The 13,468-nt window shown below is 56.3% G+C and carries 14 protein-coding genes; 8 read left to right on the top strand and 6 right to left on the bottom strand.

From position 1 onward, the window contains the following. The first annotated feature begins 191 nt into the window (after positions 1–191). Positions 192–548 (top strand): FlxA-like family protein, encoded by a 357-nt coding sequence (locus tag F3J36_RS09975; protein WP_021508090.1) that lies wholly within the window; start codon positions 192–194, stop codon positions 546–548. Here F3J36_RS09975 and F3J36_RS09970 read toward each other — a convergent pair. After that, positions 545–1,465, bottom strand: coding sequence for a LysR family transcriptional regulator (locus F3J36_RS09970; protein WP_021508089.1), 921 nt, complete (start codon positions 1,463–1,465; stop codon positions 545–547). The two genes, F3J36_RS09975 and F3J36_RS09970, sit on opposite strands and share 4 nt — an antisense overlap. 101 nt (positions 1,466–1,566) lie before the next feature. Between F3J36_RS09970 and F3J36_RS09965 the strand changes: the two genes are divergently transcribed. After that, entirely contained in the window at positions 1,567–2,568 is a 1,002-nt protein-coding gene (locus F3J36_RS09965) for a bile acid:sodium symporter family protein (protein ID WP_021508088.1), read from the top strand. Positions 2,569–2,599: 31 nt separating this feature from the next. Here F3J36_RS09965 and F3J36_RS09960 read toward each other — a convergent pair whose 3' ends face one another. From F3J36_RS09960 to zipA, 3 genes are all read right to left on the bottom strand, one after another. After that, a complete protein-coding gene (locus F3J36_RS09960; protein WP_166719602.1) occupies positions 2,600–2,818 on the bottom strand; it encodes a DUF3820 family protein in 219 nt (72 codons plus the stop codon). A 1-nt stretch (position 2,819) separates the two neighbouring features. Continuing rightward, complete coding sequence (ligA, locus tag F3J36_RS09955; RefSeq protein WP_088517106.1) at positions 2,820–4,838, bottom strand: NAD-dependent DNA ligase LigA; 2,019 nt, start codon at positions 4,836–4,838, stop codon at positions 2,820–2,822. 72 nt (positions 4,839–4,910) lie between these two features. Then, the gene (gene zipA / locus F3J36_RS09950; RefSeq protein ID WP_166719601.1) at positions 4,911–5,903 is read right to left on the bottom strand and encodes a cell division protein ZipA; all 993 of its coding nucleotides are present in this window, start codon (positions 5,901–5,903) and stop codon (positions 4,911–4,913) included. Positions 5,904–6,120: 217 nt separating this feature from the next. Here zipA and cysZ point away from each other — a divergent pair, with 217 nt between their 5' ends. The 6 genes from cysZ to crr all read left to right on the top strand — a co-directional run bounded on the left by cysZ (position 6,121) and on the right by crr (position 11,074). Beyond that, on the top strand, positions 6,121–6,882 hold the full coding sequence (gene cysZ / locus F3J36_RS09945) for a sulfate transporter CysZ (protein WP_166719600.1): 762 nt from the start codon (positions 6,121–6,123) through the stop codon (positions 6,880–6,882). A gap of 140 nt (positions 6,883–7,022) precedes the next feature. Then, entirely contained in the window at positions 7,023–7,994 is a 972-nt protein-coding gene (gene cysK / locus F3J36_RS09940; protein WP_021508083.1) for a cysteine synthase A, read from the top strand. Between the two features lie 16 nt (positions 7,995–8,010). Beyond that, on the top strand, positions 8,011–8,205 hold the full coding sequence (locus F3J36_RS09935; RefSeq protein WP_021508082.1) for a hypothetical protein: 195 nt from the start codon (positions 8,011–8,013) through the stop codon (positions 8,203–8,205). Between the two features lie 178 nt (positions 8,206–8,383). After that, positions 8,384–8,641 (top strand): phosphocarrier protein Hpr, encoded by a 258-nt coding sequence (gene ptsH / locus F3J36_RS09930; protein ID WP_007889063.1) that lies wholly within the window; start codon positions 8,384–8,386, stop codon positions 8,639–8,641. Positions 8,642–8,800: 159 nt separating this feature from the next. Next, the gene (gene ptsI / locus F3J36_RS09925) at positions 8,801–10,528 is read left to right on the top strand and encodes a phosphoenolpyruvate-protein phosphotransferase PtsI (protein WP_125309124.1); all 1,728 of its coding nucleotides are present in this window, start codon (positions 8,801–8,803) and stop codon (positions 10,526–10,528) included. Between the two features lie 42 nt (positions 10,529–10,570). Then, positions 10,571–11,074, top strand: a complete 504-nt coding sequence (gene crr / locus F3J36_RS09920) for a PTS glucose transporter subunit IIA (RefSeq protein ID WP_010617547.1) — start codon at positions 10,571–10,573, stop codon at positions 11,072–11,074. Between the two features lie 243 nt (positions 11,075–11,317). Here crr and F3J36_RS09915 read toward each other — a convergent pair whose 3' ends face one another. Together F3J36_RS09915 and F3J36_RS09910 are read right to left on the bottom strand one after the other, a co-directional pair. Continuing rightward, the gene (locus tag F3J36_RS09915) at positions 11,318–12,679 is read right to left on the bottom strand and encodes an ATP-binding protein (RefSeq protein ID WP_166719599.1); all 1,362 of its coding nucleotides are present in this window, start codon (positions 12,677–12,679) and stop codon (positions 11,318–11,320) included. Continuing rightward, positions 12,676–13,356, bottom strand: a complete 681-nt coding sequence (locus tag F3J36_RS09910) for a response regulator transcription factor (RefSeq protein WP_021508079.1) — start codon at positions 13,354–13,356, stop codon at positions 12,676–12,678. Before F3J36_RS09910 ends, F3J36_RS09915 begins: the two co-directional genes overlap by 4 nt. Positions 13,357–13,468: the final 112 nt, after the last annotated feature.

Raw genomic sequence — 13,468 nt, 5'->3', positions numbered from 1 at the left:
CTCTTACATTCTCAGGGCGCTTTTTCGCTTCAGCTGTGAAGAAAGAACCCGCTCTGCCTGAGGCCGTGCCCGCTCTATCCCCTTCCGCCCTCGTTCCTGACGAAACCTTTTCGCAAATTTAACACCTCTCACCCTCAAGCCGCAGCGGCTGCGTTCCGATAACGAAAGGGCACATTTGCAAGGAGAACGTTATGACCACCATTTCGACCAATACCAATATTGGCAGCAGCAGTACTTCCGGCTCCGGAAGCGCATCCGGCAGTAGCGATAGCGCCTCGAAAATCGCCAGCCTGACCAAACAAATCGCCAGTCTGAACGATGAACTGAAAGACATCGCGAAGGACAAAAGCCTGACCGAGAAGCAAAGAAAGGATAAGCAGGAGACGATTAACGCGCAGATTCAGCTGCTGCAGGCGCAAATCCAGCAGTTGCAGAAGCAGGAAAAGGAGAAAGCGGAGCAGAAGCAGGAGAAACAGGAGGTTACTGCAGTGAAAGCGGATGGCATCAACCGCCCAACCGACAGCAACCAACTTGACGTTTATGTTTAAAACGCCGGATTAAGCGCGCGATCCTGCGTCAGCAGCGCCGCCTGCTGACGCACTTCCTGCCAGATAGCCTCCGCTGCCGGCGTAAGTGACCGGTTTTTGCGTTTAATCAGCATCAGGCTGCGATTGATCTCCGGATAGAGCCGGCGCACCGTCAGCTTACGTCCGGACGGCAGCGGCAGCGCCAGTGCCGGTAAGATACTGATGCCAATGCCCGCTTCCACCATCGGATAAAGCGTGGCCGGATGGCCAATCTCCTGCACCACCTGCACGTTCAGCGCCAGCCGCTGCAATGCGGCATCGACCAGCAATCGGCTGCCCGACGCGTAATCCTGCAGCACCATAGCGCGACCAGCCAGCATTGACCACTGGGCCTGCGGCACCTGCGCCAGCGCATCATCCTGATGGCACAACAGTAAAAACGGCTCCTGCAGAATCTCCTCGCTATCGAAATCCGCATCCTGCAGCGGACCGATGACGATGCCAAAATCGACTTCCGCATTGCGCACGCTCTGCAATACCCACTGCTGCACGCGGTCGTGCAGAATTACCCGAATGTCGGGGTAACGCAACTGGCTGCTGGCCAGACATTGCGGCATCAGATGCGCCGAGGGCGTCTGGCTGGCCGCCACGCGCACCGTGCCGCTGCGCTGCTCGCCATAGCTGCGCACATCGAGCAGCGTGGTATTGAGCTCCTCCAGCAGTCGTTCCAGCCGCGTTGCCAGTTGCTGTCCGGCTTCACTCAGTAACACTTCGCGCGTGGTGCGATCCAGCAGCCTTACACCCATCTCCGCTTCCAGCTCTTTAATGCTATGACTGACAGCCGACTGGCTCAGTCCAATCGCCTGCCCTGCCTGGCTGAAACTGCCGTGCTGCGCCACCGCCACAAAGGTGCGCAGCTGTCGTAAGGTGTAATTCATCGATTACGCTCATAGATTAATGCAATAAATCAATTTTATTTCTAAACGCGTCTGACGCACAATCAGCAGCATCATTTATTACATTTAACCGGATTGTAACAATGGGCTTTTTACGACTTGACCCGATGATGGTCAAACTCATCATCACCGTGCTGCTGGCCAGCTTCTTTCCGGCCAAAGGCGGGTTTGTCGATTTCTTCGAATACCTGACCACTGCGGCCATCGCCCTGCTGTTCTTCATGCACGGTGCCAAACTGTCGCGTGAGAAGATCATCGCCGGCAGCAGCCACTGGCGACTGCATCTGTGGATTATGTGCAGTACCTTCGTGATTTTCCCGATCCTTGGCCTGCTGCTGGTGTGGTGGCATCCGGTTAACGTCGGCGCGGAGATTTACACCGGTTTCCTCTACCTGTGTATCCTGCCGGCGACGGTGCAGTCCGCGATTGCTTTCACCTCCATGGCGGGCGGTAACGTTGCCGCGGCGGTGTGTGCTGCCTCCGCCTCCAGTCTGCTGGGTGTCTTTATTTCGCCGCTGCTGGTTAACCTGGTGATGAATGTGCACAGCGATGCGCCGGGTAACGGTCTGGAGCAGATTGGTAAAATCATGCTGCAGCTGCTGGTGCCCTTTGTACTGGGACACCTGGCACGCCGCTGGATTGGTGGCTGGGTGGAGAAGCATCGCAGCCTGATTGGCAAAACCGATCAAACCTCGATTCTGCTGGTGGTCTATTCGGCGTTCAGTGAAGCGGTGGTTAACGGCATCTGGCACCGCGTCGGCGTTGATACCCTGCTGTGGATTCTGGCTGGCAGCCTGCTGATTCTGTTCGTCGCACTGGCGATCAACCTTGGCGCTTCCCGGCTGTTTGGCTTTAGCCGTGCGGATGAGATTGTGGTGTTGTTTTGCGGCTCGAAAAAGAGCCTGGCAAACGGCGTGCCGATGGCTAACATTCTGTTCCCGGCCAGCGCAGTGGGGATTATTGTCCTGCCGCTGATGATCTTCCATCAGGTCCAGCTGATGGTGTGCTCATTCATTGCCCAGCGCTATAAAGCCGGTAATGAGAAGAAGCTGGCGAAGCAACAGATTGAAGCGCAGAAGTCATAAAACATCAGGCCCGCAATTGCGGGCCTGTCACTTATTCACTGCGCTTGAGCGGTTTAACTAAGCCCTGTAAGCCTTCGATTTTGATCGCCAGCGTCAGCTGCATCAGTTCACCCAGTTTGCCGGCGGGAAACTCATTTTTACGCGCAAACCACAGCAGATACTCTTCCGGCATATCGATCAGCATCCGCCCTTTGTATTTGCCAAACGGCATCGCGGTATTGGCAATCTCAACCAGCTGCTGCTTATCCATCTCAGGCGCCCAGCAACCGAATCATTTCGGCTTCATCGATCACCGCAATCCCCAGCTCCTGCGCTTTTGCCAGCTTGGAACCGGCGGCCTCACCGGCGATCAGCAGATCGGTTTTTTTCGATACGCTGCCGCTGACTTTGGCCCCCAGCGCCGTCAGCCGCGCTTTGGCATCGTCACGGTTCATCTGCGACAGCGAGCCAGTCAGTACCACGGTTTTTCCAGCAAACGGGCTGTCGATCTCTTCGGCTTTGATCACCACCACCGCCGGCCAGTGCACGCCCACCTCCTCCGTCAGCTGGCGGATCACTTCACGGTTGCTCTCCTCTTCCATGAAGTTGCGCACGTGCGCTGCCACCACTTTGCCGACGTCCTGTACCGCGATTAGCGCATCGAGATCGGCGTTCATGACCTTTTCCAGCTCGCCAAAGTGGTTCGCCAGGTTGGCCGCCGTCGCCTCACCCACTTCGCGGATGCCGAGCGCATACAGGAAGCGCGGCAGCGTGGTGAATTTGGCTTTTTCCAGCGCGTCCACCACGTTTTGCGCCGATTTGGGCCCCATGCGGTCCAGTCCGGTCAGCTTGCCGGCGGTGAGACGGAACAGGTCGGCCGGGGTTTTGACGTACTCTTTTTCCACCAGCTGGTCGATGATTTTATCGCCCATGCCGTCCACGTCCATCGCACGGCGTGAGACAAAGTGCTTCAGCGCCTCTTTGCGCTGCGCGCCGCAAATCAGCCCGCCGGTACAGCGCGTTACGGCTTCGCCTTCCACACGCTCTACGTCAGAGCCGCACACCGGACAGTGGCTGGGGAACACAATCTCGCGCGCATCCGCCGGACGCTCAGATTCCACCACGTTGACCACCTGCGGAATCACGTCACCGGCGCGACGAATCACCACTTTGTCACCGATACGCAGCCCCAGCCGGGCGATTTCATCGGCGTTGTGCAGCGTCGCATTACTGACTATCACGCCCGCGACCTGCACCGGTTCAAGGCGCGCCACCGGCGTAATCGCGCCGGTACGTCCGACCTGAAACTCGACGTCGCGCACGATCGTCATCTGCTCCTGCGCCGGGAACTTGAATGCCACCGCCCAGCGCGGTGCGCGCGCCACAAAGCCCAGTTGCTCCTGCAGCGCCTGCGAATCGACTTTGATCACCACGCCGTCAATATCAAAGCCGAGTGACGGACGGTCCTGCTCAACCTGACGATAAAACGCCAGCACTTCATCCGCGGTGTGCACCAGACGAATCCGATCGCTGACCGGTAATCCCCAGGCCTTAAACTGTTGCAGACGCTGCCAGTGGCTGGCAGGCATTTCGCCGCCCTCCAGCAGGCCAAAGCCGTAGCAGAAGAAGGTCAGCGGACGTTTCGCGGTGATACGCGGATCGAGCTGGCGCAGCGAGCCGGCCGCCGCATTACGCGGGTTGGCAAACACTTTGCCGCCGGTGCGTCGTGCTTCCTCATTCAGCTTCTCAAAGCCGCTTTCGGTCATGAATACTTCGCCGCGCACTTCTACCCGCGCCGGAATATTGTCGCCGTGCAGGCGCAGCGGAATGGCGTGAATGGTGCGCACGTTCGCCGTAATGTTTTCGCCGGTGGTGCCATCGCCGCGCGTGGCGGCACGCACCAGCAGGCCGTTTTCATACAGTAAACTTACTGCCAGACCATCCAGCTTCAGCTCGCAGCAATAGGTGAGATCGTCAGTGCTTTTCAGGCGATCCTGCACGCGCTTATTGAAGGCAAGAAATCCGGCTTCATCAAAGGTGTTATCGAGCGACAGCATCGGCACTTCGTGGCGCACCTGTTCAAAGGTGGCAAGCGGTGCCGCGCCCACGCGCTGGGTGGGAGAATCCGGGGTGATTAAATCGGGATGTGCACTCTCCAGCTCACGCAGTTCGCGCATCAATCGGTCATATTCTGCATCCGGGATTTCCGGCGTATCCATCACGTGATAGAGGTATTCGTGGTGGCGTAACGTGGTGCGCAGCGCGGTGATCTGCTCCTGAACCGATGTCATATTCTCTCGTCCGATAAAAAACCCCCGGCAAGCGGGGGTTATTTAGTTAAAGGGTGATACTGCTGGCGGCGCTTAGCCAATAACCTCGCGGATGCGTGCTTTGTAGGTTTCCAGCTTTTGTGGTGTCATCATGCGACGCTCATCATCCAGCACCACGCCACCGACATCATCGGCGATGCGCTGTGCCGATTGCAGCATCAGCTTAAAGTTCTGATTGGCGTCACCGTAGGACGGCACCATCATAAAGATCGAGACGCCCGGCGTGGTGAAATCGCCCATTTCATCCGGATTGAACGAACCCGGTTTAACCATGTTTGCCAGGCTGAACAGCACCGGACCGCTGCCGGCCGGGCTGAGATGGCGATGGAAAATGTTCATTTCACCAAACTGGAAGCCGGCCTGCAGAATGCCCTGCAGCAGCGCTTCACCGTTCAGTGCGCCACCGGCATGCGCGGCAACGTGCAACACCAGCACCGCTTCTTTTTTACTACCCGGCGCAGCGGGCTGCGGTTGCGGTGCAGCTTCCTGCACAGGCGCAGGTTCAGGTTGTTTAACCTCCGGCTCGGCGGCGGTAAACTCCGGTGCCGGCTGGGTGGCGGACAGCGGTTCATTATCCAGCAGCGGATCGGCCTGAATCGGTTGTGGCTGTGGCACGGGCTGCGCCACCGGCGCCTGCGGTTGTTGTGGCGCAGGTGCAGGTGCAGGCTGGCGTACCGGCTCATCGTCCAGCAGCGGATCGCCGCTTAACGGCGTTTCCTGGCGTGGGAACGGCTGACGCACCGGTTCCGGCGCGCGCGGAGCAGCAGGTTTGGTGACCGGCGCATCGAACTGCGGCTCGTCTTCGGCATCACGCTGACGACGCACGCGTACTTCGCCGACGCCATCGTCTTCGCTGTTCAGCAGATCATCGTCATCCGCTTCTTCACGCTGTTTCAGACGTTTGTGCGGGCGATCGCGAAACACGGAAGAGCGCTCTTTACGGCTGGTCCACAGTCCGTGAAGAAGCAGCGCTATTATGGCGATCGCGCCAACAACGATTAATATCAGACGCAAATCCTGCATCATTGTATTCTCTGTTGTTCCAATACCTTGCCACCACGGCAAACTTTATCCTCTAACTGTATTTGCCCAGCTACACAAGTGCAAGTCTGTGCAGTATTTTCTGACAAATAAGATAGCTGCCCCACGCTTTTTTGCTGTTTTTTCGCGCAAAGTGCGCCTGTCACCGATAAAAAGCCAGGTTATGATGTTGGCGCCGCTACATAAAGGAGAAAGGCTCGCTATGCCCGCTGAGAATTCGGTCTCATCCATGAATGGTATTCATTATTTTGCCCAGGGCTGGAAACTGGTGCGTCTGCCCGGTATCCGCCGCTACGTCATCATCCCGCTGCTGGTGAACATTGTGCTGCTGGGCGGTGCGTTTATCTGGCTGTTTCAGCGCCTCGGCCAGTGGATTCCACAGCTGATGTCGCACGTGCCGGACTGGCTGCAGTGGCTGAGCTATCTGCTGTGGCCGCTGGCGGTGATTTCGATTGTGCTGGTATTCAGCTATTTCTTCTCCACCATCGCCAACTGGATTGCCGCGCCGTTTTGCGGCCTGCTGGCGGAGCAGCTGGAAGGGCGTCTGACCGGAAAACCCCTGCCGGACAGTGGCTGGCTCGGCATGATGAAAGACATCCCGCGCATCATGAAGCGCGAGTTACAGAAGCTCGGCTACTATTTGCCGCGCGCACTGGGCCTGCTGCTGCTCTATTTTATCCCCGGCTTTGGCCAGACCGTGGCGCCGGTGTTGTGGTTTCTGTTTAGCGCCTGGATGCTATCAATACAATATTGCGACTATCCGTTCGACAACCATAAAGTCAGTTTTCCTCAGATGCGTAACGCGCTGCGTCAGCATAAAACCGCCAATATGCAGTTTGGCGCGCTGGTCAGTCTGTTCACCATGCTTCCGATCCTCAATCTCGCCATCATGCCGGTCGCAGTATGCGGCGCGACCGCCATGTGGGTCGATCGCTACCGCAGCCAGCATGCGCGTCATCTATAATGCATCAAAAAGCCTTATGCATTTTTGCATCAGGCTTATGGTCGCAGGCTATATAGATATACGATTTCTTTCCTTCCGCCGGGGGTCAGAACAGGTATGCTCTGAGGGTTCCCAATATTTCATACAGTTAAGGACGGGCTATGAGTAAGATCTATGAAGACAACTCTCTGACAATTGGTCATACGCCGCTGGTTCGACTGAACCGCATCGGTAATGGACGCATTCTGGCGAAGGTCGAGTCGCGTAACCCGAGCTTCAGCGTTAAATGCCGTATCGGTGCCAATATGATTTGGGACGCAGAAAAACGCGGTATTCTGAAACCGGGCGTTGAGCTGGTAGAGCCAACCAGCGGCAACACTGGCATTGCGCTGGCCTATGTCGCCGCTGCGCGCGGCTACAAGCTGACGCTGACCATGCCTGAGACCATGTCGATTGAACGCCGCAAGCTGCTGAAAGCGCTGGGCGCCAATCTGGTGCTGACCGAAGGGCCAAAAGGCATGAAGGGCGCCATCGCTAAAGCAGAAGAGATTGTTGCCAGCGATCCGGACAAATATGTGCTGCTGCAGCAGTTCAGCAACCCGGCCAACCCGGAAATTCACGAAAAGACTACTGGCCCGGAGATCTGGGAAGACACTGACGGCGCCGTAGACGTGTTCATTGCCGGCGTGGGCACCGGTGGTACGCTGACCGGCGTGAGCCGCTACATTAAGAACACCAAAGGCAAGCAGGATTTGATCACCGTGGCCGTTGAGCCTACGGATTCCCCGGTCATCGCGCAGGCGCTGGCGGGAGAAGAGATCAAACCGGGTCCGCATAAGATTCAGGGCATCGGTGCCGGTTTTATTCCGGGCAACCTTGACCTGAAACTGATTGACCGCGTGGTGGCCATCACCAATGAAGAAGCGATCAGCACCGCGCGTCAGCTGATGGAAGAGGAAGGCATTCTGGCCGGTATCTCTTCCGGTGCAGCGGTGGCGGCTGCCCTTAAGCTGCAGGAAGATGAAGCCTTCGCCAATAAAAATATCGTGGTGATTCTGCCCTCTTCCGGCGAACGCTATCTCAGTACCGCACTGTTTGCCGATCTGTTCACCGAAAAAGAGCTGCAACAGTAAACGACAGAGTCTGAAAATGATGAAAAAAGCACCCAAATGGGTGCTTTTTTGTGGCGCAGATCTCACTTTTACCACCGGGCAGATTGATTTCAGTGATGCGGCTCTGGTATTTAAGCAGCCAATTATTTCGGTGCCTGAAATTAATCTGCCTTTGAAGTGGATCAAGCTGAATCGATTTACTGATTTGGTGAAACGGCGAATCACGGCATAATCAGCAGAGTGACGTATTGCAGCAGTTTTGATCCGTCATCGAAAAAATGACTTTTTCATTCAAGCGCATTTTTTGGTCAGCGTGATGCCGTACCAGCGCACCTACACAGGCTAAAGTTACGGCTCCAGGCTAGACTTTAGATCCATAACACCAAACCTGATAAAGTTGGGGAAATAGAATGTTCCAGCAAGAAGTTACCATTACCGCACCTAACGGCCTCCATACCCGTCCTGCAGCTCAGTTCGTGAAAGAAGCAAAGGCTTTCCAGTCTGAAATCACCGTTACTTCTAACGGCAAATCTGCCAGCGCGAAAAGCCTGTTCAAACTGCAGACTCTGGGTCTGACTCAGGGTACGGTTGTTACGCTTTCTGCAGAAGGTGAAGACGAGCAGCAGGCGGTTGAGCATCTGGTCAAACTGATGGCTGAACTGGAGTAATTCCGTTCCGGCAAGCCATTAAACCGACTCCTTTGCCCCATTGAGTGCAATTATGTTGATCGCGGACAACCTGTCCGCGTTATTGCTTCCTTAGAGTACTGCTCCGCGACAGTGGCAACGCATTGGGTCAATGAGCCATCGTGATTAAAAGGTAGGGTTATGATTTCAGGCATTTTAGCATCACCGGGTATCGCTTTCGGCAAAGCACTGCTGCTGAAGGAAGACGAGATCGTCATCAGCCGTAAAAAGATTACTGACGACCAGGTTGAGCAGGAAGTTCAGCGCTTCCTCGACGGTCGCAGCAAAGCAGCCGGGCAGCTTGAAGCCATCCGTGTGAAAGCCGGTGAAACCTTCGGTGAAGAGAAAGCGGCGATCTTTGAAGGTCACATCATGCTGCTCGAAGACGAAGAGCTTGAGCAGGAAATCATCGACCTGATTAAAAAAGATCACGTAACCGCTGACGCTGCCGCCCACTCTGTGGTTGACGGCCAGGCGAAAGCGCTGGAAGAGCTCGACGACGAATATCTGAAAGAGCGCGCGGCTGACGTACGTGACATCGGCAAGCGTTTGCTGCAGAACATTCTGGGTCTGCATATCGTTGACCTGAGCGCCATTGCTGACGAATCCATTCTGGTGGCGAAAGATCTGACGCCATCCGAAACCGCACAGCTGAACCTGAAAAAGGTGCTGGGCTTTATTACCGATCTGGGTGGTCGTACTTCACACACCTCGATCATGGCGCGTTCGCTGGAACTGCCTGCGATTGTCGGCACCGGCAATGTGACCGCTACCGTGAAAAACGGTGATTTCCTGATTATCGATGGCGTGAACAACAAGATTTACGTCAATCCGACCGATGACGTGCAGGAAGAGCTGAAAGCGATTCAGACGCAATATCTGTCTGAGAAGCACGAGCTGGCGAAACTGAAAGATCTGCCAGCGATTACGCTGGACGGCCATCAGGTTGAAGTGTGCGCCAACATCGGTACCGTGCGTGATGTCGCCGGTGCCGAGCGCAACGGCGCGGAAGGTGTAGGTCTGTACCGTACTGAATTCCTGTTCATGGACCGCGATTCGCTGCCAAGCGAAGAAGAGCAGTTCCAGGCTTACAAAGCCGTGGCGGAAGCGATGGGTTCCCAGGCCGTGATCGTGCGTACCATGGACATCGGCGGCGACAAAGATCTGCCGTACATGAACCTGCCAAAAGAAGAGAACCCGTTCCTCGGCTGGCGTGCGATTCGTATCGCCATGGACCGCAAAGAGATTCTGCATGCCCAGCTGCGCGCCATTCTGCGTGCGTCCTCCTTCGGCAAACTGCGCATCATGTTCCCGATGATCATTTCGGTTGAAGAAGTGCGCTTCCTGAAGGCTGAGCTGGAGATGCTGAAGGCACAGCTGCGTGAAGAAGGTAAAGCCTTTGATGAGTCCATTGAAGTGGGCATCATGGTGGAAACCCCGGCTTCCGCAGTGATTGCCCGCCATCTGGCGAAAGAAGTCGACTTCTTTAGTATTGGGACAAATGACCTGACGCAGTATACTCTGGCGGTCGATCGTGGTAATGATTTGATTTCACACCTCTATAACCCAATGACGCCATCTGTACTGGGCCTCATTAAGCAAGTGATCGACGCATCACATGCCGAAGGGAAATGGACCGGCATGTGTGGTGAGCTGGCTGGTGATGAACGTGCTACACTACTGTTACTGGGAATGGGGCTGGACGAATTCAGCATGAGTGCCATTTCAATCCCAAGCATCAAGAAGATCATTCGCAATACCAATTTCGAAGATGCGAAGGCACTGGCAGAGCAGGCTCTGGCTCAACCCACAGCGGAAGATTTGATGAACCTGGTGAACAAGTTCATCAAAGAAAAAACGCTCTGCTGATCCACGAGACGCTGGCCCCAAATTACTGCTTAGGAGAAGATCATGGGTTTGTTTTCTAAACTTTTTGGCGATAAATCAGAGAGCGCGTCAGGGACTATCGATATCGTTGCGCCTCTGTCAGGCGAAATCGTGAATATCGAAGACGTACCTGATGTGGTATTCGCAGAGAAAATCGTCGGTGATGGTATCGCCATCAAACCTACTGGCAACAAAATGGTTGCACCAGTGGATGGTACTATCGGCAAGATTTTCGAAACCAACCACGCATTTTCTATCGAGTCTGATAACGGCATCGAACTGTTCGTGCACTTCGGTATCGACACGGTAGAACTGAAAGGTGAAGGCTTCAAACGCATCGCTGAAGAAGGCCAGAAAGTGAAAAAAGGCGATGTGGTGATCGAGTTTGATCTGCCGCTGCTGGAAGAGAAAGCCAAATCCACGCTGACCCCGGTCGTGATCTCGAATATGGATGAGATCAAAGACCTGGTGAAACTCTCCGGTCAGGTTACCGTGGGCGAAACGCCGGTTATCCGCATCAGGAAGTAAACCGCGCTGATTGCGTGAAAACGGCACCCAATGGGTGCCGTTTTTGTTTTTTCACACGCTGATGAATGATTTGCAGGCGAGCGCTTCTGGCAAAGCGCACCGTGCCTGTTTGAGGGCAGGACGACCGGGCAGAGGAGCAAAGCGTCCCGCGCCATGGATGGCGCGGGACGAGGCCCAGGGACGGTTTATGCCGTCTTTGCGATCTGTCCGGTCGTCCTGACCGCCTGCGCCTGACGTGATGATTTACGCCTGCTTCCAGCGCGGCAGCCGCAGCGTCACTTCCAGCCCGCCTTCTGGACGATTCACCGCCTGAACTTCGCCGTGATGGGCCAGAACCACTTTGCGCACGATCGACAGCCCCAGCCCGTAGCCTTTGCCCATCAGCGGCGAATTCACCCGAACGAACGGATCGAAGATACTCGACAGCTTCTCATCATCCACGCCCGGCCCCTGATCGCGCACGCGAATCGCCAGCCACTGATTCTCCGCCTGCAACTGTACGCTGATATGCTGCCCCTGATGCGAGAAACGCAGCGCGTTGCGCAGCACGTTCTCCACGCCGCGGCGGATCAGCTCAGCATTACCGCGCACGGTGTAATCCGCGTTCTCATCCACCAGAAAATCTACGTGCACACCGGGGATCTGCGCTTCGTAGCGCACATCGATTACCACCGCATGCAGCAGACCGGTCAGATCAAAATACTGCTCGCCAGGCATGCTCTCATGCTCAGCGCGCGACAGCGTCAGCAGTTCGCCGATCATCTTATCCAGACGCCGCGCCTCCTCGTCGATGCGATTCAGTGAGGATGCTACCGACTCCGGCGTCTGACGCGCCAGACCGGTGGCTAATTGCAGGCGCGCCAGCGGGGAGCGCAGCTCGTGGGAGATATCGTGCAGCAGCTCCTCGCGCGCTTTCACCAGCGTATCCAGCCGCTCCACCATCGCATCAAAATCCTGGGCCACAATCGACAGCTCATCATGGCGGCGGCGCATCACCGGATAGAGCCGCACCGACAAATCACCGCGCGACACGCGGGCAAACCCCTCGCGCAGTTGACGCATTGGCCTCGTCAGGTTCCACGCCAGCAGCAGACTGAACAGCAGCCCCAGCGCGCCGGCAAAGGTAAACATCGGCTCGGGGATATTCAGAATACGACGCGGGCCTCCGCCGCCCATTGAACTGTCTTCGCGCAGCCCTTTGACGTCATAGCGCAGTTCGTACTCTTTACCGTCAGCGCCCTTCACCCAGCGTACAATCACCTGCGGAAACGGGCCGTGAAACGGCTGATTAAAGGTCTCCGGCGGCGCATTGTCCGGCGTAGTGGCCGGTCTGGCGTGCTGAATCACCGAGAAAAACTGGCGATCGTTCGGCTCCCAGTCAGCCATCATATCGTCGAGCGAGCTGGGGCCGCCGCGCTCCAGTACCGACACCGCCGAAGCCATTTGCAGATTAACGATCCGACGTACCGCCACAATCTCCGGCGGCTCGTGACGGTTTCCTGACAAGGTAAAGCCCAGCCACAGCAGCTGGCTGATAATCACAAACACAATCCAGAAGCCCAGCAGGATCTTCCAGAACATGCGGCCACGGTAGCTGTGTTTCATCGAATGCGATAACCAATGCTGCGCACGGTTTCAATATTCACGCTGTCTGCGGTCAGCGCAGCCAGCTTCTGGCGGATATTGCTGATGTGCACATCCACGCTGCGATCGTAAGCTTCACGCGGACGGCCCAGCCCCTTTTCCGACAGCTCATCTTTGGACACCACGCGGTCCGGTGCGCGCAGCAGCAGATCCAGCAGATTGAACTCAGACGCGGTGAGATCAAAAGCTTTGCCCTGCCACTCGGTGATACGCGTGGCCGGGTTCAGGCTGAGATCGCCCCAGCGCAGGACCTCTTTCTTATCCGGCACCGGTGCCTGATCTTCAAAGCGACGCAGCACCGCGCGCAGACGCGCCACCAGCTCGCGCGGATAGCAGGGTTTGGGCACGTAGTCATCCGCGCCCATCTCCAGGCCGATAACACGGTCGATATTGTCGCCCTTCGCCGTCAGCATAATCACCGGCAGGCGGCTGTTCTGCCGCACCTGACGCAGCACATCAATACCGCTCATATCCGGCAGCATGATGTCGAGAATCATCGCGGTGTAGTGTCCGGATAACGCCCCTTCAATCCCGGCACTGCCGGTCAGCACCAGCTGGGTTTCAAAACCTTCGGCAATCAGGTACTGGCTCAGCATGGTGCCAAGTTCAACATCGTCATCAACAAGCAGGATTTTCATCTTTTTCTCTCGTACAAAATTGCCGCTATTTTGTCCTGAGTGCCGCGGGAAAGCAGCCGGTTTTACGCGATCCTTACAGTGACCGCGTCAGAACATGCTTAGGGAGACTATA

Origin of the sequence: Pantoea sp. Cy-640, from assembly GCF_011752635.1 — a bacterium.
Classification (GTDB): Bacteria; Pseudomonadota; Gammaproteobacteria; order Enterobacterales; family Enterobacteriaceae; genus Pantoea; species Pantoea dispersa.
Note: the sequence above shows the minus strand (reverse complement) of the source record. Positions and strands in the feature narration are given on the sequence as shown.

Bases quoted from the DNA above. Each gene is read 5' to 3' on its own strand.
- F3J36_RS09975 (WP_021508090.1), top strand. From the start codon at position 192: ATGACCACCATTTCGACCAATACCAATATTGGCAGCAGCAGTACTTCC.
- F3J36_RS09970 (WP_021508089.1), bottom strand. From the start codon at position 1,465: ATGAATTACACCTTACGACAGCTGCGCACCTTTGTGGCGGTGGCGCAG.
- F3J36_RS09965 (WP_021508088.1), top strand. From the start codon at position 1,567: ATGGGCTTTTTACGACTTGACCCGATGATGGTCAAACTCATCATCACC.
- F3J36_RS09960 (WP_166719602.1), bottom strand. From the start codon at position 2,818: ATGGATAAGCAGCAGCTGGTTGAGATTGCCAATACCGCGATGCCGTTT.
- ligA (WP_088517106.1), bottom strand. From the start codon at position 4,838: ATGACATCGGTTCAGGAGCAGATCACCGCGCTGCGCACCACGTTACGC.
- zipA (WP_166719601.1), bottom strand. From the start codon at position 5,903: ATGATGCAGGATTTGCGTCTGATATTAATCGTTGTTGGCGCGATCGCC.
- cysZ (WP_166719600.1), top strand. From the start codon at position 6,121: ATGCCCGCTGAGAATTCGGTCTCATCCATGAATGGTATTCATTATTTT.
- cysK (WP_021508083.1), top strand. From the start codon at position 7,023: ATGAGTAAGATCTATGAAGACAACTCTCTGACAATTGGTCATACGCCG.
- F3J36_RS09935 (WP_021508082.1), top strand. From the start codon at position 8,011: ATGATGAAAAAAGCACCCAAATGGGTGCTTTTTTGTGGCGCAGATCTC.
- ptsH (WP_007889063.1), top strand. From the start codon at position 8,384: ATGTTCCAGCAAGAAGTTACCATTACCGCACCTAACGGCCTCCATACC.
- ptsI (WP_125309124.1), top strand. From the start codon at position 8,801: ATGATTTCAGGCATTTTAGCATCACCGGGTATCGCTTTCGGCAAAGCA.
- crr (WP_010617547.1), top strand. From the start codon at position 10,571: ATGGGTTTGTTTTCTAAACTTTTTGGCGATAAATCAGAGAGCGCGTCA.
- F3J36_RS09915 (WP_166719599.1), bottom strand. From the start codon at position 12,679: ATGAAACACAGCTACCGTGGCCGCATGTTCTGGAAGATCCTGCTGGGC.
- F3J36_RS09910 (WP_021508079.1), bottom strand. From the start codon at position 13,356: ATGAAAATCCTGCTTGTTGATGACGATGTTGAACTTGGCACCATGCTG.